Source organism: Streptomyces sp. JH002, assembly GCF_050916115.1.
Lineage (GTDB): Bacteria > Actinomycetota > Actinomycetes > Streptomycetales > Streptomycetaceae > Streptomyces > Streptomyces xiamenensis.
This window is the reverse complement of sequence record NZ_CP087989.1, coordinates 5,233,497-5,259,734: the sequence shown is the minus strand read 5'-3', so window position 1 is coordinate 5,259,734 and position 26,238 is coordinate 5,233,497. Positions and strand designations below refer to the sequence as shown.

Here is a 26,238-nt window from a genome sequence, read left to right as displayed (position 1 = left end):
GTGCTCGCACCGTACCCGTCAGCCCAATCCCTCGCCCGTGGTGATCCACCGGTTCAGTGGCACGCGTGCAAAGCTCTCCCTCCGCTCCGGGTGCTCCGCCAGGCTCTCCGCCTTGCGCGCCACCACCGCCCGCGCCCGCGCCAGCAGCGCCCCGGCCTCCTCCCGCGCGCCGTCCGCCCCATCGGCCACCAGGGCGCGGGCGGCCCAGTACAGCACCTCCTCGGTCCGCAGCGCCGGCAGGTCCCCATGCTCCTCCAGGAGCGCCAGCGCCGCCCGGCCCAGCTCCGCGGCCTCCGTCGCCGCGCCCTGCCGCAGCCTGATCCGTGCACGCAGCACCAGCGCCGCGACCTCGCTGCGCACCATGCCGCTCCCGTCCGGACCGCCGGTCTCCACACACGTGTCCACCGCAAGCCGCTGCGCCCACTCCAGGTCGGCGGGGCCACGCGCGGTGTCCAGGACCAGTTCCGCGTACAGATTGCGCACGATCGGCACCAGATTCGCCAGCCAGGTGCGCTGGGTCTCCAGCCAGCCCGCCTCGGCCAGCTCCAGCGCCTCCACGCGGCGGGCCGGATCACGGGAGAGCAACAGGGCCAGCAGTGCCGTGTTGTACGCGTGCCAGCCGCTGTCCCCGCCCCGCTCCTCCTCGAAGGCCAGCGCCTCGCGCAGCACGGCGGCGGCCTCGCGCTCGGCACCCAGCGCGATGTACAGCTGCGCCAGATAGTTGAACGCGATCGGCAGCTCCGCGCGCAGCGACTCGGCACGCAGTCGCCCTGTGCAGTCCTCCAACCGCTTCAGCGCCTCCCCCAGCCGGCCGGCGTCGAAAAGGCTGACGCCCAGCTGCATCTCGTTGAGGTTGCGGGCGTGCCGCAGCACCGGGTTGTCGGACGCGCCCAGCAGCGGCTCGTTGGCGTACAGCTCCTCCGCCTCGGACAGCTCGCGCAGCCCGGCCGCCAGATCGCGCTTGGACACCTGCCGCCCGTACTCGACCTTGGCGACGAACAGCGGAACCGGGTCTCCGCTCTCCCGCGCCCGGCGCACCGCCTCGGCCAGTTTCTCCAGGGAGCGCCGCAGCCCCTGGGTGGCCATCAGGGTCTTGCCGCGCTGAAGGGCGGTGCGGGCGATCAGCTGCCGGTCGGCGAGCCGGCGAGCCGCCGCCTCCGCCTCCTCGGCCAGCGCGTCGATGTCGGTCTCCGTGCCCTGGGCCGCACGGTGGCCACGCCAGCGGACCTCGGTGAGGGAGAGCAGCAGTTCCACCGAGCGCACCAGCGCCCGGTCGCGTTCGCCGCCGTCCGGGGGCAGTCGGCGGGCCGCGTCGATGGCGATCGCGCAGTAGCGTTCGGCGTCCGCGAAGGACAGGGCGGACAGCGCGGCGCTCAGCGCCAGTTCGTGGTGGGCGGTGGCGGAGGCGGCCAGCCGGCGCGGCCCTGCGGCCCGCAGTTGTCCGGCGATGTCCCTGCGCAGTTCGTACGGCACCTGGTCCGCCCCGAACTCCTCGGTCAGCCTGCCCAGGGCGGCGGCCAGTTCAGCGTGCCGCTGCTCGCGCTGCGCAGTGGACTGCTCCTGCCGGTAGATGCCCTCACGCAACGCCAGATGTTCGAACTCGTACAGATCGGACCCGGCCCGCCGTACCCACTCAGGCGCCCGCTCGGTGCGTTCGCGGATCAGCCGACGGCCGGCCGCCACCCGGTGCAGCCGCTCCACCGCCTCGGAGTGGGACATGCCGGCCACCTCGGCGACCGTGCGGGAGAGGAAGGCCCGGCCCTGCACCGCGCCGACCCGAAGCAGTTCCCGGGTGGGCGGGTCCAGCTCGCGGAAGCGGTTGCGCACCGCCTGCGGCAGATCGTGCGGCAGCCGTACCCGCTCCAGGCCGCCCGGCGGCAGCTGGCGCAGGATCTGTTCGACGAAGATCGGATGGCCCTCGGTCGCCTCGGCGAGCTGGGCGGCGAAGCCGGCGGAGACGGCCCGCCCGGTCAGCCGTACCTGGGCCAGCTGGGCCACCGCTTCATCGGGCAGTCCGCCCAGCCGCTCCCGGTGCAGCGTCCCGGCGTACTCCCAGCGCTGGAGGAGTTCGGCGATCACGCCCTCGTTGTCCAGCCCGTCCATCCGGTGCCCGAGTACCAGGCCGAGCGGGGCGTCGGGCATCGCGCTCATCAGCCGGTCCAGAACCTGGAGGCTGCTGAGGTCGAGATACTGGATGTCGTCGAGCAGCACCAGCGCGGGGCGGCCGTCGGCGGCCTCGGCCAGCAGCGCCTCGGCGGTGCGCAGGGCCATCGACTCCTGCTGCGGCAGCAGGCTGTCCCCCGGCATCGAGCCGGTCCGCAGCGCCGCTTTCACGATGTCCTGGCCGGTGTCGAGGAGGTCTCCCGCACCGGGAACGAACTGGCCGAGCAGGCGCGGAATGCCGCGGCCGAGCGCTCCGGCGGCCCGCTGCCAGCGCCGCCAGGCCCCCGCCTGGCCGTTCAGCTTCAGCAGAATCTCGGCCATCGGGGCGTACGGGCTGGTGCCGGCGTCCCCGACATCGGGCGCGCAGCGGACCGTTACCAGGCGTACGGCACGGCGCTGTTCCGGATCGTTCTCGATGGTGTGGGCGAAGGCGTTCAGCAGGGCGGACTTACCCATCCCGGAAGGGCCTTCCACGACCAGCGCCCGGCCCCTGCCGGTCGTCAGCCCGTGTACCACCTCCAGCAGCACACCCATGGAGTCGACCCGGTCCACAAAGGCGGTGCGCATTGTTGTCCCCCGCTTCACCCTCAGCCGTCAACGGCGCTCCGGCGCGGCGGACTTACCAGAGGTGGTCGCGGTATGTGACCAGCCGGGAACGGAGCCGGCCGCCAGGCTATCGTGCCCCGGCGGCCGACTGTGGAGAACACCCCGCTGTGCCGGGTCAGCTCTCCCGGTGCCGCGGCCGGATCAGCACATAGCCGGCCACGCCGGCGATCGCGCCCAGCACGCCGCCTGCCGCCGTCCACAACCAGCGATCGGTCCACCACGAGCCCATCCAGCCGGACTCGGGCTCGCTGACCGCCACCGGCCGCACACCGCCCGCCGTGTCGTCGTCACCGCTGTCCTCGGCGTCCGGGTCGGCCTCCAGGTCGACGATCGAACCGGCCCTGGCCATCGGGATCAGCGGCTCGGACAGCTCTCCGCCGCTCGCCCGCGCACCACCCGACTCCACGGCGGTGACCTGCACCTGCGTGGAGACGCCGAGGCCCAGGTCACGCTCGGGCAGCTCGACGACGGTCAGCCGCAGGTAGTAGGCGCCGGGCAGCGGGTCGTCCGCCCACGGCTCCGACCACGCCTTCACCGGGCGCAGGGTGCAGCTCAGCGTCAGCGAGGCGGCGCTCTCCGCCGCGGTCACCGTCTGCTGCCCCTCGGTGCAGGCCTGCCGGCGGCGCAGCCCGTCGTACACGTCCAGCTGCCAGGTGACCGGGCCGCTGCGCGCCGCCGGGTCAGGCAGGGTGACGGTGGCCTCGGCGGTGGCGGTCTGTCCGGCACCGGCCGGGAAGGTCCAGTACAGGTAGTCGCCGGTCGAGGCCGTGGCGGTGGCGCTCTCGTCCTGGTCGATGACGGTGGCGGTACGGAAGTTGGTGCCCGCCTCGCCGGGGGCCGCCTGGTCCTCGGCGGCGGCCGTGCCCGTTCCGGCGCCGGTGAGCAGCAGCCCCACGAGCGGCAGCAGCGCCGCGCCCTGGATCGTACGTCGCAGTCCCTGTCGCATCAGTGGGCCCTCCCCAGCGCGATCCCCATGCGGACCAGCAGGCCCCACAGCACGCCGGCGACCAGGCCGACGACGGTCAGCAGCAACAGCGGCACCCAGCCCCGGGCGAGGCCGAAGGCCGCGACGTCCGAGGGGTTGTCGGGTCCCGACACCACGTCGACGGACAGCTCCACCGGCAGGCCGGGGGTACGGGGCTGGCCCTCGGGGACGGAGAAGGAGTTGGAGACCTCCAGGCACACGGCGACGGCGGTGGAGGAATCGCCCTCCTCCGGTTCGGGCAGCGGGTAGCGCAGCCCGGTGGACATCACATCGGTACGGCCGTGGCCGGCGCCGGTGCCACGGGTCAGCTCCTGGCCGTCCTCGCTCACCGCGCGCAGCAGCACCCCGTGGTCGGGGTCCATCGCCCGGTCGGCGGCCACGCTCACGGAGGCCCGCAGTTCCTGGCCGGGGCGCACCGGCACCCGGTACCAGCGGGGCTCGCCGAACTCGGCGCGGTCGATGTAGACCCCGGCGCCCAGCAGCGGCGCGTCGGCGCACACGGTGGCGCCCTCGACGGCGGCCGGGTTCTCCACCGGCACATCCGCGCGGCGGACGAGTTGCCCGATCCGGTCGGCGAGCTGGTCGGCGTCCTGGACGGCGGTGTACGTACCGCCGGTGGCCTCGGCGATGCAGCTGAGCTGCTCGCGCACGGCGTCGTCCAGGGTCAGGCCGAGGGTGTCGATGACCAGGTGGGTACCGCTGGCCGCCAGTTCACGGGCGACCACGCAGGGGTCGGGCTGGCCGCAGGAGTCCTCGCCGTCGGTGATGAGCACGATCCGGCGGGTGCCGGGGTCGTCGCCGAGGTCGTTGTCGGCCTCGCGCAGCGCGAGGCCGATCGGGGTGAAACCGGTGGTGGGCCGCAGCGTGGCCACCGCGGTCTTGGCCTCGAGACGGTCCACCGGCCCCACGGGGTACAGCTGGTCGCTGTCGAGACACCCGGCGACCTTGTCGTCGCCGGGGTTGCCGGCGCCCAGGGTACGGATGCCGAGGTGCACCTCCTCCGGCATCGCGTCGAGCACCTCGTTGAACGCCTGCTGGGCCGCCGCGATCCGCGACTGCCCGCCGGCCATGTCGCGTTCTTTCATGGAACCGCTGACATCGAGGACCAGTTCCACTCGGGGCGGTGGCTCGCCCTCGCGCGCCACACCATCGGCGAGGGCGCTGGGCGCGAACGCGCCCGCCATCAGGACGGTCAGCAACCCGCTCAGGGCAACCGACCACTTTCTTATGATCATTGGCGGATCCTATTGACCGTCAGGTGTGCATCTCAAAACGAGCGGGTCGCCTCCCGGCCAATCCACCACCGCCACCACTACCTTGTCGGACATGACTGCCGATAACCCCGGAACGGTGCCCGCGACGATGCGCGCCTGGACGGTACGGACCCCCGGCCGCCTGGAGGCGGCCGAACTCCCGGTGCCGCACCCGGCCGAGGACGAACTGCTGGTACGGGTGCGGGCCTGCGGGGTGTGCCGCACCGATCTGCACGTACGGGACGGAGACCTGCCGCCGCACCGGTCACCGGTGGTTCCCGGGCACGAGGTGGTCGGCGAGGTCGTCGCCGCCGGACCGCGCGCCCAGGGCCATCCGGTCGGCTCCCGGGTGGGCGTCCCGTGGCTGCGCCACACCTGCGGGCACTGCCGCTTCTGCCGGCACGGACGGGAGAATCTGTGCCCGCACTCGCGCTACACCGGCTGGGACGCGGACGGCGGCTACGCGGAGTACACCACCGTCCCGGCCCCGTACGCCTACTCGCTGCCCGGCGGCTACTCCGACGCCGAACTGGCGCCGCTGCTGTGCGCGGGCATCATCGGGTTCCGCGCGCTGCGCCGTGCCGAACTGCCGCCGGGCGGACGGCTGGGCATCTACGGCTTCGGCGGCTCCGCACATCTGACCGCGCAGGTGGCCATGGCCGAGGGCGCCACGGTGCATGTGCTCACCCGCTCGGCCGAGGCCCGCCGGCTGGCCCTGGACCTGGGTGCCGCCTCGGCCGCCGGCGCCCACGACACCCCGCCCGAACCCCTGGACGCGGCGATCCTGTTCGCCCCGGCCGGCGACCTGGTCCCCACCGCCCTGGCGGCGCTGGACGCGGGCGGCACCCTGAGCGTCGCCGGCATCCACCTCTCCCCCATCCCCGCCCTGGACTACGAGCGCCACCTCTTCCACGAACGCACGCTGCGCAGCGTCACCTCCAACACCCGCGAGGACGGCCGGACCTTCCTCGCCTCGGCACAGGCCCACTCCGTGCGCACGACCGTCACCCCCTATCCCTTCGCGGAGGCCGACCGCGCACTGGAGGACCTGGCGGCGGACCGGGTGAACGGCGCGGCCGTCCTGCTCATGTGACGGCGTGCGGGCGGTGCGCCACCACGATGATCATGCCGTCGCTCTGCTCGGCCGCGGTGAACTCCGCCCAGTCGACGTGCTCGCCCATCGCGTGGATGCGGGCCAGGTCCGGCGGGAGTTCGCCGTGCCGCCGCAGATGGTCGCGGGTGCCGGTGTAGATGTGGGCGGCGGTGTACTTGGTGTGTTCGGTGATGTCGGCGATCTCGTCGATCACCAGTCCGGCGTCCCGGGCGAAACCGGGGTAGTCCTCGGCGCGCGTCATCGGGGCGGCCCGCCAGATCGCCAGCATCTCGGCGACCGCGCGCCGCTTGTGCTCGTCCTCCTCCCGGGCGCCGCGCTCCACCAGGTCGGTGAGGACCAGCCGGCCGCCGGGGCGCAGCACCCGGGCGATCTCCCGCAGGGCCCGGCCCCGGTCGGGGAGGTGGACGATGGACTCGAAGGCGAGCACGGCGTCGAAGGAGGCGTCCCGGTAGGGCAGTTCCATGGCGTCGGCCAGCTCGAAGCGGACCTGTCCCGCCACCCCTTCGGCCTCCGCCCTCTCCCCGGCCAGGGCGATGTCCCCGGCGCTGATGGACACGCCGGTGACCCGCGCGCCGGTCGCTTGTGCCAGCCGCACGCCGGGCCCGCCGGTGCCGCAGCCCAGGTCCAGCACCTCGTCCCCGGGCCCGGCGCCCAGCCGGCCGATCAGGAGGTCGGTGAGGCGCTGCCCGGCGGTGGCGAAGTCGCTGGTGTCGTCCGGGCCCAGCCAGTACCCGTAGTGCATGCTGCCACCGTAGATCTCGGTGATCGCCCGGTTGTTCGCGTCGTAGAACTCCCCCACCGCCTGCGGTGTCGGCGCCCCCGGCAGCCCGGTGTCCGTGGTCTCCGGCATCGTCTCGCTCCCCCTTCCGGTCGGCGGCAGCTCTGCTCGCCGCCCCGAACCTGCCCGCACGCCGCCCGCCCCAGTGCCCGCCGCATCCCGATTCACCCGCACGGTGGACGGTGCGGCGGGCAGGTTGACGTCAGGATTCCGCTCAGGCCATGGCCGGCTTGAGAAGGACCTTGGTCCAGCCGTCGTCCCGCTGGTCGAAGTGCTGGTACGCGTCGGGGGCCTCGCTCAGCGGCAGCCGGTGGGAGACCAGGAAACTCGGGGTGGCCCGGCCGGCGACGATCATGTCCCGCAGCTGCCGGTTGTACGCTTTCACATTGGCCTGGCCGGTGCCCATCCGCAGGCCCTTCTCGAAGAAGCGGCCCATCTTGAAGAGCAGCTCTCCGTGCTTGGCGCTCTCCGAGGGGCCGCCGGGGTCGGCCGGGACGTACAGGCCGACGACGCCGAGCATCCCGGTGGGCCGCACGCACTCGATCAGCGTGTTGAGCACCACCGCCGGCTGCTCGTCGCCCTCGCGCACCGTGGCCTGGTAGCCGACCGCGTCGATGCCCTTGTCGGTGCCCTCGCCCCCGGTGCGGTCCTTGATCTGCTCGACCGGATCGCCCTGAGCGAAGTCGATGGGGACGGCACCGATCCGTTCCGCGAGCCGCAGCCGGTCGGGCTGGCGGTCCACCACGAACACCTGGGCGGCGCCGCGCAGGATCGACGAGTAGGCCGCCATCAGGCCCACCGGCCCCGCGCCGAAGACGCACACCGACTCCCCCGGGGACACCTGTGCCATCTCGGCGGCGTGGTAGCCGGTGGGGAAGATGTCCGCGAGCAGCGCGAAGTCGTCCTCGTGCTCCTCCCCCATCGGCAGCTGCAGACAGTTGAAGTCGGCGTACGGCACCCGCAGGTACTCGGCCTGGCCGCCCATGTAGGGCCCCATCGACACATAGCCGTACGCGCCGCCCGCGAACCCCTTGTTGACCGTCAGACAGAAGCCGGTCCTGCCGGCCAGGCAGTTCTTGCAGAAGCCGCAGGCCACGTTGAACGGCATCACGACCCGGTCGCCCTTCTTGACGGTGGTGACGCCGGATCCCACCTCCTCGACGATGCCCATGTTCTCGTGGCCGAAGACGATGCCCGGCTCGGCGCCTGTCCTGCCCTCGTACATATGGAGGTCGGACCCGCAGATCGCCGCCGTCGTCACCCGGACGATGGCATCGTTCGGCGCCTGTATTCGGGCGTCCTCGACGTCCTTGACCTCGACGGAGAAAGGCTCCTGATACACAACCGCCTTCACTGGGTCCTCCCTGCTGTGTGGCCCCCGACCAATGGCTGCCATCCTTTTTGTCATATTAAGGTGTGGTATCTGGTCCAGCCACATGGGTGTGAACGGCGGGAAGAAGCACCAGAAGGGCGGCAGCGTGCCCGATCTGTCCGAGCAAGTCGTCGACCTCGCCAAGCGCGGCAGCCGGGAGCCGGTCGTCGCCCAGACGCTGCGCTCCACCGCCGCCGCCACCCTCGCCTACCTCGCCGCGCTGTGGCTCACCAACGTCAGCGCTCCGCTGCTCGCCCCGCTCACCGCCCTGCTCGTCGTCCAGGTCACCCTGTACGCGACGATCACCAGCGGCGTCCGGCGCGTCGGCGCCGTGGTGGCCGGCGTCGTCGTGGCGGCCGGCTTCAGCGCCATCGTCGGACTCAGCTGGTGGAGCCTGGGCCTGCTCATCCTCTGCGCGCTGTCCGTGGGGCACGTGGTGCGGGTGAGCGAATTCGTCCCCGAGGTGGCCATCAGCGCCATGCTGGTGCTCGGCGTCGCGCAGGTCGCCGAGACCGCCTGGGACCGGGTCGCCGAGACCCTGATCGGCGCGGTGGTCGGGCTGCTGTTCAACGTGATCTTCGTGCCACCGGTGTGGGTGCAGACCGCGGGCGAGGACATCGAGGACCTCGCGGCCCGGATGCGCGATCTGCTGCTGCGGCTGGCCGAACAGTCGGAGACCCAGCGGCTGTCCGTCACCCGCGCGGAGCAGAAGCTGGACGAGGCCCGGCGGCTCGACCAGGACATCACCTACGTGGACGCCTCACTGCAACAGGCCGAGGAGAGCCTGCGGCTGAACCCGCGGGTGAAGGAGGGCCTGCTGACCCGGATCGTGCTGCGCACCGGCCTGGACACCCTGGAGGTCTGCGCCGTCATCCTGCGCACCATGTCCCGTTCCCAGACGGACATCGCCGCCCGGCGCACAGGCGAGCCCCTGGTCCCCCCGGACGTGGGCCCGGCACTGCGCGATCTGCTCGCGCACCTGGCGAGCGCCGTGGACAGCTTCGCCACGCTCATCACCAGCCAGGTGAACGCCGCCGCGGAGGAGGCGGAGGACAACCTCATCAAGCAGTTGGAGGCCAGCCGTGCCAGCCGGGAGCGGCTGGCACGGCTGATGCTCGCGGGGGTGCAGGAGCATCCCCGGCAGTGGCAGTTCCACGGCTCGATGCTGGCCGAGGCGGACCGGATGCTGGACGAGCTGGACGTGGAGAAGCGGTCCCTGCGGGTGATGGAGGAGCTGGACCGCTACTCGCGGGAGCGCAGCGACCGGATGCGGCGGCTGCGCCGCAAGGCCAGAATCCGGATCAAACGTTCCGAGTGAGCCCCCGGAACGCTCCGGGCCCTGGCACGCTCACCGGGGTACGGGCCCCCGCCCAAACCCACCGGGATGTCCCCGTTCATCCCCGTCCGGCGCCGATCCGCTCCCACAGCCGGTCGACCTGCTCCGCCAGGTCCTCCCGGGTGCCGTCGTTGTGCAGCACCACATCGGCGATCGCCAGCCGCTCCTCGCGGCCGGCCTGGGCCGCCGTCCGGGCCCGGGCGTCCTCCTCGCTCATCCCCCGCAGCCGCACCAGCCGATCCCGCTGCACCTCGGGCGCCACATCCACGACCACCACCAGGTCGTACCGGTCCGCCAGCCCGTTCTCGGTCAGCAGCGGCACGTCGTGCACCACCACCGCGTCCTCCGGGGCCTCCGCCTGCAACTGCGCCGAGCGCCGCGCGACCAGCGGATGCACGATCGCGTTGAGTGCCGCCAGACGCTCCCGGTCGGCGAAGACGACGCGGCCAAGACCCGGCCGGTCCAGCGTCCCGTCGGCCGCCAGCACTCCGGGCCCGAACTCCTCGACCACCGCCGCCAGCCCCGGCGTGCCGGGCGCCACCACCTCCCGCGCGATCCGGTCCGAGTCCACGATCACCGCGCCGTGCGCGGCCAGCAGCCGCACGGCCTCGCTCTTGCCCGCCCCGATCCCGCCGGTCAGTCCCACGCTCAGCATGCCCGCAGGCTACGTCACCGGTCGCCGTCCCCCTGCTCCCGCTCGGCCAGGAACCGCTCGAAGACCTCGCCCAGTTCGTCGGCGGACGGCAGTTCGGCCGGCTCCGCCACCAGCGAGCCGCGTGTCGCCGCCCCCGCCAGCGCGTCGTACTGCTGCTCCAGGCCGCGTACCACCGCCACCAGCTCGGAGTCGCCCTCGGCGAGCTCCCGCTCGATCTCGTTCTGGGTCTTCAGCGCCCGGTTGCGCAGCGCGTGCGCCACCTGCGGCAGCACCAGGCCCGTCGCCCCGGTGACGGCTTCCAGCACCACCAGCGCCGCGTCCGGGTAGCGCGAGCGCGCGATGTAGTGCGGTACGTGGGCCGCGACCCCCAGCACATCGTGCCCGGCCTCGGCCAGCCGCAGCTCGACCAGCGCCGCCGCGCTCCCCGGCACCTGCGCCTCGTCGAACATGCCCCGGTGCCCGGGCAGCAGATCCGTCCGGTTGCCGTGTGGCGTCAGCCCCACCGGCCGGGTGTGCGGCACCCCCATCGGGATGCCGTGGAAGGTCACCGCGAGCCGTACCCGCAGCCGCTCCACGATCTGCCGCACGGCGGCCGCGAAGAGCTCCCACTCCACGTCGGGCTCCGGGCCCGACAGCACCAGGAACGGCTGATGCGTGTCGTCGTGCACCAGGCGCAGTTCCAGGGCCGGCGTCTCGTACGCCGTCCAGCGGTCGCGCCGGAACGTCATCGCGGGGCGCCGCGCCCGGTAGTCGATCAGCCGGTCGTGGTCGAACCGGGCCACCGTGGTGTAGGGGCGGCCGTCCAGCAGTTGCTCGATCAGCTGCGTTCCGGTCTCCCCCGCGTCGATGAAGCCCTCGAACTGGTGGATGAGCACCGGCCCGGCGCCGCCCACTCCGTCCGCGCTCTGCTCGGCCACCCGGAGACCACGAGCGTCCCATGTGTACAACTCCTGCGGATCCCGCACCGTCACCGCACCCCTTCCGCCGTCTTGCGTGCACAGTGCAGAACGCCCCGTGACAGCAAGGCATTCCCGTTCGAGCCCGCTTGTACCGCCGGGCCCCGCCCCGTTCCGGACATGCGTCAGGGCCCGCACCCCTGATGGGGTGCGGGCCCTGACGGCGTCAGCCCACCTCAGTCGGCGGGATCAGCGGTGAGCGTTCAGCTCTGGCCGCCGGCCAGCTTCTCGCGGAGCGCCGCCAGCGCCTCGTCGGAAGCCAGCGCGCCGGTGTCCTCAGCGCCCTCGGAGGAGTACGATCCCCCGCCGCCGCCGCCGCTGCCGGACTGCGGAGCCGGAACACCGGCACCCGCCGCCTCGGCCTCGGCCTGGGCGTCCGCCTCGCGGGACTTGACGACCTGCGCCTGGTGCTGCTCGAAGCGGGTCTGCGCCTCCGCGTACTGGCGCTCCCACTCCTCGCGCTGCTTGTCGTACCCCTCCAGCCAGTCGTTGGCCTCGGGGTCGAAGCCCTCGGGGTAGATGTAGTTGCCCTGGTCGTCGTAGGACGCGGCCATGCCGTACAGGGTCGGGTCGAACTCGACGGCCAGCGGGTCCGGGCCGAAGTTCTCGTTGGCCTGCTTCAGCGAGAGGCTGATGCGGCGGCGCTCCAGGTCGATGTCGATGACCTTGACGAAGATCTCGTCGTTGACCTGGACGACCTGCTCCGGGATCTCCACGTGGCGCTCGGCCAGCTCGGAGATGTGGACCAGACCCTCGATGCCCTCGTCGACGCGGACGAACGCACCGAAGGGCACCAGCTTGGTGACCTTACCCGGAACGACCTGGCCGATCTGGTGGGTGCGGGCGAACTGCTGCCACGGGTCTTCCTGGGTCGCCTTCAGCGACAGGGAGACGCGCTCGCGGTCCATGTCGACGTCGAGGACCTCGACGGTGACCTCCTGGCCGACCTCCACGACCTCCGACGGGTGGTCGATGTGCTTCCAGGACAGCTCGGAGACGTGGACCAGACCGTCCACGCCGCCCAGGTCCACGAAGGCACCGAAGTTGACGATGGAGGAGACGACGCCGGAGCGCACCTGACCCTTCTGGAGGGTGGTGAGGAAGGTCTGGCGGACCTCGCTCTGGGTCTGCTCCAGCCAGGCGCGGCGGGACAGGACCACGTTGTTGCGGTTCTTGTCCAGCTCGATGATCTTGGCCTCGAGCTCCTTGCCGACGTACGGCTGGAGGTCGCGGACGCGACGCATCTCGACCAGGGACGCCGGCAGGAAGCCACGGAGGCCGATGTCGAGGATGAGACCACCCTTGACGACCTCGATGACGGTACCGGTGACGATGCCGTCCTCGTCCTTGATCTTCTCGATGGTGCCCCAGGCACGCTCGTACTGCGCGCGCTTCTTGGACAGGATCAGACGGCCTTCCTTGTCCTCCTTCTGGAGAACAAGGGCCTCGATCTCGTCACCGACGGCCACGACCTCGTTGGGGTCCACGTCGTGCTTGATCGACAGCTCGCGGGAGGGGATGACCCCTTCCGTCTTGTAGCCGATGTCGAGCAGGACCTCGTCCCGGTCGACCTTCACGATGACGCCGTCGACGATGTCGCCGTCGTTGAAATACTTGATCGTCTCGTCGATCGCGGCGAGGAAGTCTTCCTCGGAACCGATGTCGTTGACCGCAACCTGCGGGGTGGTCACGGTGGTCTCGGTGCTGCTCGTCATGTGGTAAAGGGCTCCGGTACGGACAGGGTGTCGTAGGCACTGCTACGCATGGGGCCCGTATCGCACTGCCGAAGCCGGACAGCCTGAGAAGCGCTCTCCAGAAGTTGCTTTCCGGAAGCGCCCCGTAAACCGAGGGGACATACAACAGATGCGAGCGCGGCCTGCTCCGTCCGAGGCGCACAGGCCCGCAGCGCGTCTTATAGCATACGGGCGCATCGGGGCGGGGTCAATGCGTGGTTCGCCCCACGCCATGCGATATCCAGCCAAAACCGGCAGTTCACGGGTCGGGCGGGACGTACATCACCCTCTCACCGGGCGTGGCGCGCCGCGGACCGTACGCAAACGGCGCGCCCGGTGCCGCGGTGGCCCGGACGCGCCGTGCGCGGTGGGGGTGGATCAGACGCGGCGGGTGAGCGGCGCGGCGCTCTGTGTCACGGGGTCCTCGCCCTGCGAGGCGTCCCCCTCCTCGTCGCCGGCGTCCTCGTCCCCGTCCTCGTCGGTGTCCTCGGCGTCGTCACAGCCCTCGATCCCCTCGGGGTCCTCGGACTCCTCGGACTCCTCCCCGTCGTCCTCGGTGCCTTCGTCGTCCGCGTCACCGGTTCCGTCCGTGCCGGGAGAGGCGTCCTCGCTCTCCTGCGCGCCGTCCTCGGTGCCGGCGTCCTCGCCGGGCTCCTCCTCGTCCGGGTCCACGGGGCACTCGGGCTGCTCGCCCGGCTCCTCGGGGTTCTCCGGATCCGGGTCCTCGGTGCCGGGCTCCTCGGTGTCCGGGTCCTCGGTGTCCGGGTCCTCGGTGTCCGGGTCCTCCCCGGGCGGTTCGCTCGGGCCCGGGTCCGGGGCCGGAGGCGGGCCGATGGGCTTGATGCCGCCCTCGATGGGGTCCGCGGGCTTCGGCGCGGCGGGCTTCTGGCCGGACGGCCGCTTCCCCTCCTCCGCGCCGGGGGCCTGCGGCTCGCGCTCCGCGTTCTGCTCCCGCCCGGCGTCCCCTCCGCCGTCCGAGGGCCTGCCGGGGCCGGGACTGGTGGGCAGCCGGCCCGTGCCGTCCGGAACCTCGTGGGTGCCCTCGTAGTAGAAGTCGAGCCAGGAGCGCACCGTGCGGACGTAGTCCCACGAGTGGTTGTAGCTGAGCAGCGCGCGGTTGAGGCCGTCCTCGGTGGTCAGGTCGCGACCGCCGGCGCACAGATAGTTCCCGGCCGCCAGAGCCGCGTCGTAGACGTTGTTGGGGTCCTTGACGCCGTCCCCGTTGCCGTCCGCGCCCCACATCGCCCAGGTGGAGGGGATGAACTGCATCGGCCCCACCGCCCGGTCGAAGACCGGGTCGCCGTCCCAGCGCCCGCCGTCGGTGTCCAGGATCCGGGCGAAGCCGTTGCCGTTGAGCTGTGGTCCGGTGATCCGGTTGAGGGTATTGCCGTCGGCGTCCACCCGGCCGCCGCTCGCATGGCCGGACTCGACCTTGCCGATCGCCGCCAGGACCTGCCAGTCCAGTCCGCAACCGGGGGTGGAGCGTGCCACCGCGGCCTCGGCCTGCCGGTACGCGTCCAGGACGGTCGCCGGGATCCCGGCCTCCGCGGCTCCGACGAGGCCGCCACCGCCGCCCGCCTCGCCCTCACCCTCCGGGTCGTACCCGAGGTCCAGGGGCGGCTCCGCCGGGCCGATCGGGAGCAGTGGCGGAAGATCGGTGTGATAGGGCAGGCCGAGATGTTCCTGCGCGTACTCCGGCTCCCCCTGTGCGGTGTTCTCCCTCGGGTCCTGCTCGGCCGCGGGCTCGGCGCCCAGCACCTCGGACGCCTGGGAGGCGGTCAGCGCGGCCATGGCGACCGCCGCCACGGCCGAGCCGGATATCCCCCTGCGGATCTTCCCGATGCGCAACGTCACACGCGTCCCCTCCCGATCACGCCAAGTCCCCATCGACGAATTCGACATTACGATACGTGCGAACACCCCTGCCCGCAGGCGTCCGACCCTGCGCATCTGTCCCAACCCCGTGACACTTTGAGGAACTTGGGGTTTCCCGCCCGGGTACGGCCGGGCCACCGCCCCACCGAAGGCCGCCGCGGACCACGGGAGCCCGCCGACGCACCGGCGGGGCCGCACCGGCACCCCGCCGGCACGGCCCCGCCCTGTGGTCTCTCCCCCGCCCCGCTCAGTGCGCGGCCGCCTCCCACGTCGGGCCCCAGCCGACCGAGACATCCAGCGGCGCCCGCAGGCTGACCGCGTTCGGCATCTGTTCACGCACCAGTGCCTCCACCGCCTCGTGTTCGCCCGGCGCGACCTCCAGCACGATTTCGTCGTGGACCTGGAGCAGCATCCGCGAGGTCAGCCGCCGCTCGGTGAGGGCCTCGTCCACCCGCAGCATCGCGATCTTCACGATGTCCGCCGCGGTGCCCTGGATCGGGGCGTTCAGCGCCATCCGCTCGGCCATCTCGCGGCGCTGCCGGTTGGAGCTGGTGAGGTCCGGCAGATAGCGGCGGCGGCCCAGCACCGTCTCGGTGTACCCGGTGGCCCGCGCCTCGTCCACCACGCGCTGGAGGTAGTCCCGTACCCCGCCGAAGCGTTCGAAGTAGGTGTCCATCAGCTTCCGTGCCTCGTCGGGGCTGATCGACAGCTGCTGGGAGAGCCCGAAGGCCGAGAGCCCGTACGCCAGGCCGTAGCTCATCGCCTTGATCTTGCGGCGCATCTCCGCGTCCACCGCGTCCTTGCCGACGCCGAAGACCTGCGAGGCCACCGTGGTGTGCAGGTCCTCCCCGGAGGTGAAGGCCTCGATCAGCCCGGCGTCCTCCGACAGATGGGCCATCACCCGCAGTTCGATCTGGCTGTAGTCGGCGGTCAGCAGCGTCTCGAAGCCCTCGCCGACCACGAAGCCGCCGCGGATGGCGCGCCCCTCGTCCGTACGGACCGGGATGTTCTGCAGGTTGGGGTCGGTGGAGGACAGCCGGCCGGTGGCCGCCACCGTCTGCTGGAAAGTGGTGTGGATCCGGCCGTCCGAGGCGATCGTCTTGATCAGCCCCTCCACCGTGGTGCGCAGCTTCGCCTGCTCCCGGTGGCGCAGCATGATCACCGGCAGGTCGTGCTCGGTCTGCCCCGCCAGCCACGCGAGGGCGTCGGCGTCCGTGGTGAGGCCGGTCTTGGTCTTCTTCGTCTTCGGCAGGCCCAGCTCGCCGAAGAGCACCTCCTGGAGCTGCTTGGGCGACCCGAGGTTGAACTCGTGGCCCACCGAGGCGTGCGCCTCGGTCACCGCCTGCTGCACGGCGGCGGCGAACCGCTGCTCCATGCGCTCCAGATGGGCCCGGTCGGCGGCGATGCCGGACCGTTCCATGCGGGCGAGCAGCGCGGAGACCGGCAGCTCCAGATCGTGCAGCAGCCCGGTGGCGCCGACCTCGGTGAGCCGGCCCTCGAAGGCCGCGCCCAGGTCCAGCACGGTGCGCGCCTGGCGCATCAGGTTGTACGCCTCGGCCTCGTCGTCGGCGCCGAACGCCAGCTGGCCGCCGTCGTCCTCCGGCTTGTCCAGCTCCCGGCCCAGGAACTCCACGCTCAGCGCGTCCAGCGCGAAGGAGCGGCGCCCCGGCTGCACCAGGTAGGCGGCGAGCGCGGTGTCCATACCGACCCCGGCCAGGCCCCAGCCGTGCTCGGCGAACACCCGCAGCAGGCCCTTGGCGCCGTGCACCACCTTCGGGCGGTCGGCGTCGGCCAGCCAGGCGGCGAACGCCCGCTCGTCGTCGGCGTCGATGGCGGCCGGGTCGAACCAGAGCGCGGGCCCCTCACCGGTCGCCAGCGCCACGGCGCGCACCGCGCCCGCGCCCAGCTTCCAGTCGTCCAGGGTGGCCACACCCAGCCGCTGCCCGCCGTGCCCGGCCAGCCACGCCCCCAGCTCGCCGGCCGCCGGCAGCGTGCCCTCCACGGTGACGCCCTCGGCGAGCACCGTCTCCTCGCCCTCGGCGCCCGGGTCCACCGCGAACAGCCGCTCCCGCAGGCTGGGGTTGCGGAACTCCAGGACGTCCAGCAGGACCGTCATGGCCTCGCGGTCATAGGGCGAGCGCACCAGGTCCACCGGGCCGCACTCCAGCTCCATGTCCCGCACCAGCTCGGTCAGCTCCCGGTTCAGCCGGACCGAGTCCAGGTGCTCGCGCAGATTGGCGCCGGCCTTCCCCTTCACCTCGTCCGCCCGCTCCAGCAGCTCGTCCAGCGAACCGAACTGGTGGATCCACTTCGCCGCCGTCTTCTCCCCCACCCCCGGGATGCCGGGCAGGTTGTCGGACGGGTCGCCGCGCAGGGCCGCGAAGTCCGGGTAGCGGGCCGGGGTCAGCCCGTACCGCTCCTCGACCTTCTCCGGGGTGAACCGGGTCAGCTCCGAGACGCCCTTCGTCGGATACAGCACCGTGACCCGGTCGCTCACCAGCTGGAAGCAGTCCCGGTCCCCGGTGACGATCGACACGTGGAAACCCTCGTCGGCCGCCCTGGTCGCGAGGGTGGCGATCACGTCGTCGGCCTCGAAACCGTCGACCGCGAACCGGCGCACCCGCATCGTGTCCAGCAGTTCCCCGATCAGCTCCACCTGCCCCTTGAACTCGTCGGGGGACGCCGAACGGGTCGCCTTGTAACCGTCGTAACGGTCCGAGCGCCAGGTCTTGCGCGAGACATCGAACGCCACCGCCAGATGCGTGGGCTGCTCATCACGCAGGGTGTTCGCCAGCATGGAGGCAAAGCCGTAGATCGCGTTCGTCGGTTGCCCCACGGCCGTCGTGAAGTTCTCCGCGGGCAGCGCGAAAAACGCGCGGTACGCCAGCGAGTGCCCGTCCAGCAGGAGCAGGCGCGGCGCCGGGGTCGTCTCGGTTTGCGATGCGTTCTCAGCCACACAGCGATCCTCCCACGGACCACTGACAGTCCCCGCCTGCGACGACATCCGCCGTGTGCACCCCGCGCGGCCCCGCACGGTGCCCGCCGCCACCCGGCATGGCACGATCATGTCCGACCCCGTACCGAGCCGTCACCCGCCGTCAAGGTCAAGGGAGCCGCCCCATGCCCGCCAAGCCGCCCGCCGCCGATCCGGTCCAGGACGCCCCGGAGGTCAGTGCCCCGAAGGAATCCGCCGTCGGCCTGCCGGCGATCACCCACGCCCTGCGCGCCGCCCAGCAGCAGATGGGGATACGGCGCACCGCGCTCACCCTGCTGCGCGTCAACCAGCCGAACGGCTTCGACTGCCCCGGCTGCGCCTGGCCGGAGCCGGGCAAGACCCACACCGCCGAGTTCTGCGAGAACGGCGCCAAGGCCGTGGCCGAGGAAGCCACCCTGCGGCGGGTCACCCGCGCCTTCTTCGCGGAGCACCCGGTGGCCGAACTGCGCGAGCGCTCCGGCTACTGGCTCGGGCAGCAGGGCCGGCTCACCGAGCCGATGTACCTCGCCGAGGGCGCCACCCACTACACCCCGATCGGCTGGAACGCCGCCCTGGACCTGATCGCCGACGAGCTGAAGGCGCTGGACTCGCCCGATGAGGCCGCCTTCTACACCTCGGGCCGCACCAGCAACGAGGCCGCGTTCGTCTACCAGCTGTTCGCCCGCGAGTTCGGCACCAACAATCTGCCGGACTGCTCCAACATGTGCCACGAGTCCTCCGGCTACGCCCTGGGCGACACCATCGGCGTGGGCAAGGGCAGCGTGCTGCTGGAGGATCTCGAAAAGGCCGACCTGATCATCGTCGCCGGACAGAACCCGGGCACCAACCACCCGCGGATGCTGACCGCCCTGGAGGGCGCCAAGCGCGCCGGCACCAAGATCATGACGATCAACCCGCTGCCCGAGGCGGGGATGCAGAACTTCCACAACCCGCAGACCCCGCGCGGCCTGGCCGGCCCCGGCACCAGCCTCACCGACCTCTTCCTGCAGATCCGGATCGGCGGCGACCAGGCCCTGTTCCGGCTGCTGAACAAACTGCTGCTGGAACGCGACGGCGCCACCGACGACGCGTTCATCCGCGACCACACCCACGGCTTCCAGGACTTCGCCACCGCCGCCCGCACCGCCACCTGGGACGAGACCCTGGAGGCCACCGGGCTCACCCGCGAGGCCATCGAGTCCGCCCTGGAGATGATCCTCGCCTCACGCAGCATCATCGTGTGCTGGGCCATGGGCCTGACCCAGCACAAGAACTCGGTGCCCGCCATCCAGGAGATCGTCAACTTCCTCCTGCTGCGCGGCAACATCGGCCGACCGGGCGCCGGCGTGTGCCCCGTGCGCGGCCACAGCAACGTCCAGGGCGACCGCACCATGGGCATCGTCGAACGCCCCACCCCGCAACTCCTGGACGCCCTGGAACGCGAATTCGGCTTCACACCGCCGCGCGAGCACGGCCTCGACGTCGTCGACACCATCCGCGCGCTGCGCGACGACCGCGTCAAGGTGTTCTTCGCCGTCGGCGGCAACTTCGTCTCCGCCACCCCCGACTCCGACCTCACCGAGGCCGCCCTCACCAGGGCCCGGCTCACCGTGCAGATCTCCACCAAGCTCAACCGCTCGCACTGCGTCACCGGCCGCCGCGCCCTCATCCTCCCCACCCTGGGCCGCACCGAACGCGACCGCTCCCCCGAGGGCGACGAACAATTCGTCACCGTCGAGGACTCCATGGGCATGGTGCACGCCTCCCGCGGCCGGCTCGCCCCCGCGGGACCCCAGCTGCGCTCCGAGACCGCCATCCTGTGCGACCTCGCCCGCCGCGTCCTGGGCCCCGGAAGCGCCACCCCCTGGGAGGAGTTCGCCGCCGACTACGGCCGCATCCGCGACGCCGTCGCCCGCGTGATCCCCGGCTTCACCGACTTCAACACCAAGGTCGCCCAGCCCGGCGGCTTCGCCCTCCCGCACCCGCCCCGCGACAGCCGCACCTTCCCCACCGCCACCGGCAAGGCCAACTTCACCGCCGAACCGCTCACCTGGCCCCACGTCCCCGAAGGCCGGCTGCTGCTCCAGACGCTGCGCTCGCACGACCAGTACAACACCACCATCTACGGCCTCGACGACCGCTACCGCGGCATCAAGAACGGCCGCCGCGTCGTCTTCGTCCACCCCGAGGACGCCCAGCGCCTGGGCCTGCCCGACGGCTCCTACGCCGACCTCACCAGCGAGTGGACCGACGGCAGCGAACGCACCGCCCCCGGCTTCCGCGTCGTGCACTACCCCACCGCGCCCGGCTGCGCCGCCGCGTACTACCCCGAGACCAACGTGCTCGTCCCGCTCGACTCCACCGCCGACAGGTCCAACACCCCCACCAGCAAATCCCTCATCGTCCGCCTCACCCCCACCGGCCCCGACGCCACCTGATACAACGCTGTACGGACCACCGTCCCGTCATGTCACGACCCACGCGCCACAAGCGACGCACGATCGGAGCCGTACCGCCATGACCGACCAGACCACCAGCACCCGGTTCCCGCACGAGACCATCGAACAGTGGGCCGGCCTGGGCTTCGACCTGCCCCGGCTGTTCTCCGCCGGCGCCCTCGGGGAACGCATGGGCGTGCGCGTCCTGGAGGCCGCCCCCGCCAAGGTCGTCGGCACCCTCCCCGTCGAGGGCAACACCCAGCCCTACGGGCTGCTGCACGGCGGCGCCTCCGCCGTACTCGCCGAAACCCTCGGCTCGGTCGGCGCCATGCTGCACGGCGGCCCGCAGAAGATCGCCGTCGGCGTCGACCTCAACTGCACCCACCACCGCGCCGTACGCTCGGGCACCATCACCGGCACCGCCGCCCCCGTGCACGCCGGACGCACCTCGGCCACCTACGAGATCGTCATCACCGACGACAGCGGCAAGCGGGTGTGCACCGCACGCCTCACCTGTGCCCTGCGCCCCGCCGCACCCAACGGCAACACGGACGCCGCGGGCCCCGCCTCCCACTGAACGGGAAGACGGGGCCCGGCACATCGGGGGGCGGCCGCTACTCGGCGGCCTCCCCCAGATACGCAGCCCGCACCCGCGGGTGCGACAACAGCTCGGACGCCTCGTCCGACATCACCACCGCACCCGTCTCCAGCACATAGCCGCGGTCGGCCAACTGCAGCGCCTGCGAGGCGTTCTGCTCCACCAGCAGCAGCGTCGTGCCCTGCTCGTTGATCTCCCGCAGAATGTCGAAGATCTGCTGCACGATCAGCGGCGCCAGACCCATCGACGGCTCGTCCAGCAACAGCAGCTCCGGCTTGCCCATCAGAGCCCGCCCGATCGCCAGCATCTGCTGCTCACCACCGGACAGCGTCCCCGCCACCTGCTTGCGGCGCTCCGCCAGCCGCGGGAACAGCGTGAACACCCGGTCCAGGTCCGCCGGATCGGGGCGGCGCAGCCGGTACGCGCCCATCTGCAGGTTCTCCAGCACCGTCATCCGGGCGAACACCCGCCGGCCCTCCGGCACATGGCCGATGCCGAACTTCACCAGCTCGTGCGAGGGGATGCCGTCCACCCGCTCCCCGCGCAGCACCACCTCACCCGAACGCGGCTTCAGCATCCCCGAAGCGGTCTTCAGCGTCGTCGACTTGCCCGCGCCGTTCGCGCCCAGCAGGGCGACGACCTCACCCTCGGCCACCGTCAGCTCGACACCCTTGAGCGCCTCGATCGCACCGTAGAACACATGCAGATCGCGCAGCTCAAGCAGCGCCGGCGCCGGTGCGTCCGTCGTGGGACCCCCCACGGGGTCCTTCTCCAGCTGCGTACTCATGCGCCCTTCACCTCTCACCCTCGGCCACATCGCCCTCGGACTCCGCCTGCGCGGCCACCACATCGGCCACCGCCGCCGCGTCCTCCTCCGCCGACGCGCCCAGATACGCCTCGATCACGGCCGGATCCCGCTGCACCTGCGCCGGCGTGCCCTCGGCGATCTTCTTGCCGAAGTTCAGCACCACCACCCGGTCCGCCACCGACATCACCAGCCGCATGTCGTGCTCGATCAGCAGCACGCTCACGCCCAGATCGGTGTTGATCCGGCGGATCAGATCCTCCAGATCCCGCTTCTCGGTCGGGTTCGTACCCGCCGCGGGCTCATCCAGCAGCAACAGCTCCGGATCGGTCGCCAGCCCCCGCGCGATCTCCAGACGCCGCTGCTCGCCGTAACTCAACGAGGACGCCAGCTCGTTCAGCCGGCCCTCCAGGCCCACGAACGACAGCACCTCGTGCGCGCGCCGGTCGCTCTCCCGCTCCGCACGCCGGGCGTGCGGCAGCCCCAGCATGATCGACAGGGCATCCGTCTTCTGCCGCGTCTCGACCGCGATCTTCACGTTCTCCAGCGCCGTCAGCGCCCCGAACAGCCGGATGTTCTGGAACGTACGCGACACCCCGCGCCGCGACACCAGATGCGGCTTGCAGCCCCGCAACTCGTGCCGGCCGCCGCCGCGCGGCAGAAACCCGATCGAACCCTCCTGCGGGATGTACGCGCCGGTCAGCGAGTTGAAGAACGACGTCTTGCCCGCGCCGTTCGGCCCGATGATCGCCAGGATCTCCCCGCGGCCCATCGACAGCGCCACATCGTTCAGGCTCGTCAGGCCCCCGAACCGCAGGGTGACACCCGAAACCTCCAGCACGTTCTCCGCGGCCACCTCGGGCCGCGTCTCCTGGATCCGCTCCGCCGCGGCCATCACGCCTTCACCTCCGCCAGCTGGAGCTCACGCTGTCTGCGCTTGGACGGCAGCAGACCCTGCGGCCGGTAGATCATCATGATCACCAGCAGCGCGCCCAGATACATGAAACGGTCCTGCGGATCCACCGAATCGCGCAGGAACTCCGGCAGCCACACCAGCAGCGCCGCCCCCGCGAGCACACCCGGCACCGAACCCATGCCACCGAAGATGACGTACGCCAGCACCAGGATCGACATCAGCAGCACGAAGTTCTCCGGCGAGATGTACGCCACCTTGCTCGCGTACACCACCCCGGCCACACCCGAGGTCGACGCCCCGATGCCGAACGCCAACAGCTTCATCCGCACCGTGTTCACACCGGTCGCGGCCGCCGCCACCTCGTCCTCCCGGATCGCCGTCCAGGCCCGGCCCACCCGCGAGTGCTCCAGCCGCAGGAACAGGAAGATGATCACCACGATGAAACCGAGCAGCAGCCAGTAGTACGGCTTCGGATCCAGACCCCACTCGAAACGCCAGAACCCCAGATCGATCACGAACCGCTCCGACATCCGCGCACCGCGCGAACCACCGGTGAAATCCGTCCAGTTACGGGCCGCCAGGTACACGATCTCGTGGAAGCCCAGCGTCACGATCGCCAGATAGTCACCCCGCAGCCGCAGCGTCGGCGCCCCCAGGAGCACCCCCGCCAGCAGACACGTCACGATCGCGATCGGGATCACCAGGAAGGTGTTCAGCACCATCGGCGGCTCGACCGGCAGCGAACCCGTCCAGTACGCGGCGGAATAGGCCCCGATGGCGAAGAACGCCACAAAGCCCAGATCCAGCATGCCCGCCCAGCCGATCACCACGTTCAAACCGATCGCCAGCAGCACGAAGATGGCGATCTGGTCCACCATCACCTGCTGCCAGTACGTCGACACCCACAACGGCAGCGCGATCAGCACGATCAGCAGCACACCCCCGCCGCCGTACCGCAGCCGCGGATCGCCCTGCCACACCCCGCGCACCCGCGCCACCGGCGGCGACACCTGATCCCGCACCGACGTCCAGGCACTGTTCACCGGCGCGCTCAGGAACTCCCGGATCAGCCACACACCCACACACAGCGCCAGCCAGATCCAGATCCCGGAACCGGTGAAATTCTCCCCCAGCGCGTAGAACAGATCCGTCGAGGTGCCCTGCACCCCGGTCACCTGCGCGCCGACCACCGCCAGCACCAGCAGCGCACCCAGCCGCTTCCAGCGCGGCTCCTGATACCAGCGCACCTGCCGCAGCTTCGCGGCCGAGGGCATCCGCTCCCCGCCGGAGCCCCTGCCCTTCGTTTCCTTCACCGTGCTCATGCCGTCCTCGCCACCCGCTCGCCCAGAATTCCGGTCGGACGGAACATCAGCACCGCCACCAACACCGCGAACGCCCCGACGTAACGCCAGGAATCGCCCCAGATCTCCACCGTCATGGCCTCAACCACACCCAGCAGCAGACCACCGAGCATCGCCCCGCGCACATTGCCGATACCCCCCAGCACCGCCGCGGCGAACGCCGTGATGCCCGGCAGGAAGCCCATCGTGTACCAGACCTGCGTCGTCGTCCCGTACAGGAAGCCGGCCACACCACCCATCAGGCCGCCCAGCACGAAGGTCCGCGACACCACCCGGTCGATGTTCACCCCCATCAGCGACGCGACCTCCGGGTCCTGCGCCACCGCCCGGATACCCGACCCCAGCTTGGTGCGATTCACCACGAAGTCCACCAGGATCAGCATCAGCACCGCCGACGCGACCACCAGCGCCTGCGTCACATTGATCGGCGTGCCGAACAGCGTGAACAGCGTCTTGTTCTCGTACATCGTCGGCATCCGCGCCGCGTTGCGGCCGAACACCTTCCCCGCCAGGTTGTAGATGAAGAACGACGCACCGATCGCGGTGATCAGGAACACCAGCCGCGGCGCGCCCCGTCTGCGCAACGGGCGATACGCCACCCGTTCCAGACCGAACGCCACACCGCCACCGATCAACGCCCCCGCCGCGATGCCGAGCAGCACATATCCCACCGACTGGATCCCACTGGGATCGGCGGCCGGAACCACGATCGTCAAAATGATGAGTCCGCCGAAACCGCCGGACATGAACACTTCGCTGTGCGCGAAGTTCAGAAGCTGAAGAACACCGTAAACAAGGGTGTAACCAATGGCGATGACGGCATAGAGCGAGCCGAGCACCACCCCGAGGACGAGAACGTCCCAGAAATCCTGGAGGGACATGGAGCTGACTTCCTTGTGGGAACGGAGACAAAGCGAGCGGGGCGCGATGAGAACACCGCGCCCCGCCAAGACACTGGGAAAGCGACGGAATCCCGCCGAATCAGCCGCCGGTCAACTCCTCGATCGGCCCCAGGTACTCGATGCCGTCACCCTCCACCTGGTAGATGAAGATGGCATCGTTCGTGAACTCACCCGTCTCGTCGAACTCGAAGGTCTTCGTCAACCCCTCGTACGAACCGGTCGCGACCGCCTGGTACACCGACTCACGGCTCGCGTCCGCACCCAGCTCCGCGATCGCGCCGATGATCATCTGCGCCACGTCGTACGACTCGGCCGAGTACGTACCCGGCGGCTGGTTGAAGGCCGTCTGGTACCGCTCGGCGAAGTCGACCGTCGCCGCCTCGGCCGTGGCGTCCGTGCACGGGCACGTCAGGTACCACTGGTCCGAGGCCGAACCCGCCAGCGAGATGAACTGCACGTCATTGCTGCCGTCACCCGAGACACCGATGCCGTCGAATCCGGCCGACTCCAGGCTGACCGCGAACGGGCCGAGCGCCTCGTAGTAACCCGCGTAGATCATGGCGTCCGCACCGGACTGCACCACGTTGCGCGCGGCACCGCTGTAGTCCGGGGTGTCGGCCGGAACACTCGCGCGCTCCACCTCAAGACCCAGCTCCGTCAGCGACTCCACCGCGACATCGGAAAGACCCTCACCGTACGGCGACACGTCGTCGACGACGATGACCTTCTCCACGCCGTCCTGCGCCGCCAGGAACTCCGCCATGCCCGCGCCCTGCGCGTTGTCATTGGGAACGGCCCGCAGGAACGTCGGGAAACCCTGCTCGGTCAGCGTCGGGTTCGTCGCCGACGAGGAGGCGGCCAGCAGGCCGGCCTCGCCGTACAGCGGCGCCGCCACCTCGGCCGGGCCCGAGAACGCGGGGCCGATCGCGGCGATCACATCGGAATCGTCGATGACCAGCTGCGCCGCGGCCGAGGACTGACCCGGCTCACCGCGGTCGTCCGTGGCCACGTACTCCAGGGTGAAGTCGTAATCGCCCGAGGCGTTCGCCTCCTCGATGGCCAGCTGGATACCGTTCTGCATGTTCTCGCCCAGGGCGACGTTCTTGCCGGAGAGCGGACCCTGAAAGGCGATCTTGTACGTCGTACCGCCGCCGCCTCCGCCACCGCCGCCGTCACTGCCGCCATCGTCGCTGCCGCACGCGGTGAGCGCGAGCGCGCCGATGGCGACAGGTATCGCCAGCTTCACGATGGATCTGTTGAGCACGAGGAAACCCCCTGGAGGCAGCCACAAGATCTATATGAACGCCCTACGACATCCGCATGGCGTGTGCGGAATCTATTGCCCAGGTATGCGGCGCAGATAGACAGCCGACACAGATGTGACCGCCTCGTGATGTGCGTCACGCGTCGGAAACAGA

The 26,238-nt window shown here is 71.1% G+C and carries 19 protein-coding genes; 4 read left to right on the top strand and 15 right to left on the bottom strand.

Going from position 1 to position 26,238, the window contains the following annotated elements; genetic code table 11:
• Positions 1 to 18: 18 nt before the first annotated feature.
• The 3 genes from H7827_RS24115 to H7827_RS24105 all read right to left on the bottom strand — a co-directional run bounded on the left by H7827_RS24115 (position 19) and on the right by H7827_RS24105 (position 4,989).
• Positions 19 to 2,730 (bottom strand): ATP-binding protein, encoded by a 2,712-nt coding sequence (locus H7827_RS24115; protein WP_432747323.1) that lies wholly within the window; start codon positions 2,728 to 2,730, stop codon positions 19 to 21.
• Positions 2,731 to 2,884: 154 nt separating this feature from the next.
• Positions 2,885 to 3,715 (bottom strand): hypothetical protein, encoded by an 831-nt coding sequence (locus H7827_RS24110; RefSeq protein ID WP_432747322.1) that lies wholly within the window; start codon positions 3,713 to 3,715, stop codon positions 2,885 to 2,887.
• On the bottom strand, positions 3,715 to 4,989 hold the full coding sequence (locus H7827_RS24105) for a VWA domain-containing protein (protein WP_200367992.1): 1,275 nt from the start codon (positions 4,987 to 4,989) through the stop codon (positions 3,715 to 3,717). Before H7827_RS24105 ends, H7827_RS24110 begins: the two co-directional genes overlap by 1 nt.
• Before the next feature lie 127 nt (positions 4,990 to 5,116).
• On the opposite strand from H7827_RS24105, the gene H7827_RS24100 reads away from it, so the two are divergent.
• On the top strand, positions 5,117 to 6,100 hold the full coding sequence (locus tag H7827_RS24100) for a zinc-dependent alcohol dehydrogenase family protein (protein WP_432748049.1): 984 nt from the start codon (positions 5,117 to 5,119) through the stop codon (positions 6,098 to 6,100).
• Here H7827_RS24100 and H7827_RS24095 read toward each other — a convergent pair.
• Both H7827_RS24095 and H7827_RS24090 read right to left on the bottom strand, forming a co-directional pair.
• Positions 6,093 to 6,971 carry an SAM-dependent methyltransferase gene (locus H7827_RS24095; protein WP_386541977.1) on the bottom strand — a complete coding sequence of 293 codons (879 nt, stop codon included), beginning with the start codon at positions 6,969 to 6,971 and terminating at the stop codon, positions 6,093 to 6,095. The two genes, H7827_RS24100 and H7827_RS24095, sit on opposite strands and share 8 nt — an antisense overlap.
• A 142-nt stretch (positions 6,972 to 7,113) precedes the next feature.
• Positions 7,114 to 8,253, bottom strand: a complete 1,140-nt coding sequence (locus tag H7827_RS24090) for a glutathione-independent formaldehyde dehydrogenase (RefSeq protein ID WP_386541975.1) — start codon at positions 8,251 to 8,253, stop codon at positions 7,114 to 7,116.
• Between the two features lie 82 nt (positions 8,254 to 8,335).
• Between H7827_RS24090 and H7827_RS24085 the strand changes: the two genes are divergently transcribed.
• Positions 8,336 to 9,589: an FUSC family protein gene (locus H7827_RS24085; protein ID WP_432747321.1), complete on the top strand. Its 1,254-nt coding sequence runs from the start codon at positions 8,336 to 8,338 to the stop codon at positions 9,587 to 9,589.
• Between the two features lie 76 nt (positions 9,590 to 9,665).
• On the opposite strand, the gene coaE is transcribed toward H7827_RS24085, so the two are convergent.
• The 5 genes from coaE to polA form a co-directional block, all read right to left on the bottom strand.
• The gene (coaE, locus tag H7827_RS24080) at positions 9,666 to 10,262 is read right to left on the bottom strand and encodes a dephospho-CoA kinase (RefSeq protein WP_432747320.1); all 597 of its coding nucleotides are present in this window, start codon (positions 10,260 to 10,262) and stop codon (positions 9,666 to 9,668) included.
• Between the two features lie 14 nt (positions 10,263 to 10,276).
• The gene (locus H7827_RS24075) at positions 10,277 to 11,227 is read right to left on the bottom strand and encodes a proteasome assembly chaperone family protein (RefSeq protein WP_432748048.1); all 951 of its coding nucleotides are present in this window, start codon (positions 11,225 to 11,227) and stop codon (positions 10,277 to 10,279) included.
• Positions 11,228 to 11,421: 194 nt separating this feature from the next.
• A complete protein-coding gene (gene rpsA, locus H7827_RS24070) occupies positions 11,422 to 12,933 on the bottom strand; it encodes a 30S ribosomal protein S1 (RefSeq protein WP_200367988.1) in 1,512 nt (503 codons plus the stop codon).
• 396 nt (positions 12,934 to 13,329) lie between these two features.
• On the bottom strand, positions 13,330 to 14,805 hold the full coding sequence (locus H7827_RS24065; protein ID WP_432747319.1) for a lytic murein transglycosylase: 1,476 nt from the start codon (positions 14,803 to 14,805) through the stop codon (positions 13,330 to 13,332).
• Positions 14,806 to 15,073: 268 nt separating this feature from the next.
• On the bottom strand, positions 15,074 to 17,782 hold the full coding sequence (gene polA / locus H7827_RS24060) for a DNA polymerase I (protein WP_432747318.1): 2,709 nt from the start codon (positions 17,780 to 17,782) through the stop codon (positions 15,074 to 15,076).
• Positions 17,783 to 17,946: 164 nt separating this feature from the next.
• Here polA and H7827_RS24055 point away from each other — a divergent pair, with 164 nt between their 5' ends.
• Together H7827_RS24055 and H7827_RS24050 are read left to right on the top strand one after the other, a co-directional pair.
• Positions 17,947 to 20,238 carry an FdhF/YdeP family oxidoreductase gene (locus H7827_RS24055; RefSeq protein WP_432747317.1) on the top strand — a complete coding sequence of 764 codons (2,292 nt, stop codon included), beginning with the start codon at positions 17,947 to 17,949 and terminating at the stop codon, positions 20,236 to 20,238.
• A gap of 79 nt (positions 20,239 to 20,317) precedes the next feature.
• Complete coding sequence (locus H7827_RS24050; RefSeq protein ID WP_432747316.1) at positions 20,318 to 20,815, top strand: PaaI family thioesterase; 498 nt, start codon at positions 20,318 to 20,320, stop codon at positions 20,813 to 20,815.
• Between the two features lie 37 nt (positions 20,816 to 20,852).
• Here H7827_RS24050 and H7827_RS24045 read toward each other — a convergent pair whose 3' ends face one another.
• From H7827_RS24045 to H7827_RS24025, 5 genes are all read right to left on the bottom strand, one after another.
• Positions 20,853 to 21,623 carry an ABC transporter ATP-binding protein gene (locus tag H7827_RS24045; protein ID WP_364244073.1) on the bottom strand — a complete coding sequence of 257 codons (771 nt, stop codon included), beginning with the start codon at positions 21,621 to 21,623 and terminating at the stop codon, positions 20,853 to 20,855.
• 7 nt (positions 21,624 to 21,630) lie between these two features.
• Positions 21,631 to 22,536: an ABC transporter ATP-binding protein gene (locus H7827_RS24040; protein ID WP_030734078.1), complete on the bottom strand. Its 906-nt coding sequence runs from the start codon at positions 22,534 to 22,536 to the stop codon at positions 21,631 to 21,633.
• The gene (locus H7827_RS24035; protein ID WP_432747315.1) at positions 22,536 to 23,879 is read right to left on the bottom strand and encodes a branched-chain amino acid ABC transporter permease; all 1,344 of its coding nucleotides are present in this window, start codon (positions 23,877 to 23,879) and stop codon (positions 22,536 to 22,538) included. The genes H7827_RS24040 and H7827_RS24035 overlap by 1 nt, the downstream gene beginning before the upstream one ends.
• Positions 23,876 to 24,799, bottom strand: coding sequence for a branched-chain amino acid ABC transporter permease (locus tag H7827_RS24030; RefSeq protein ID WP_030734803.1), 924 nt, complete (start codon positions 24,797 to 24,799; stop codon positions 23,876 to 23,878). The genes H7827_RS24035 and H7827_RS24030 overlap by 4 nt, the downstream gene beginning before the upstream one ends.
• 100 nt (positions 24,800 to 24,899) lie before the next feature.
• A complete protein-coding gene (locus H7827_RS24025) occupies positions 24,900 to 26,084 on the bottom strand; it encodes a branched-chain amino acid ABC transporter substrate-binding protein (RefSeq protein ID WP_386540131.1) in 1,185 nt (394 codons plus the stop codon).
• Between the last annotated feature and the right edge of the window lie 154 nt (positions 26,085 to 26,238).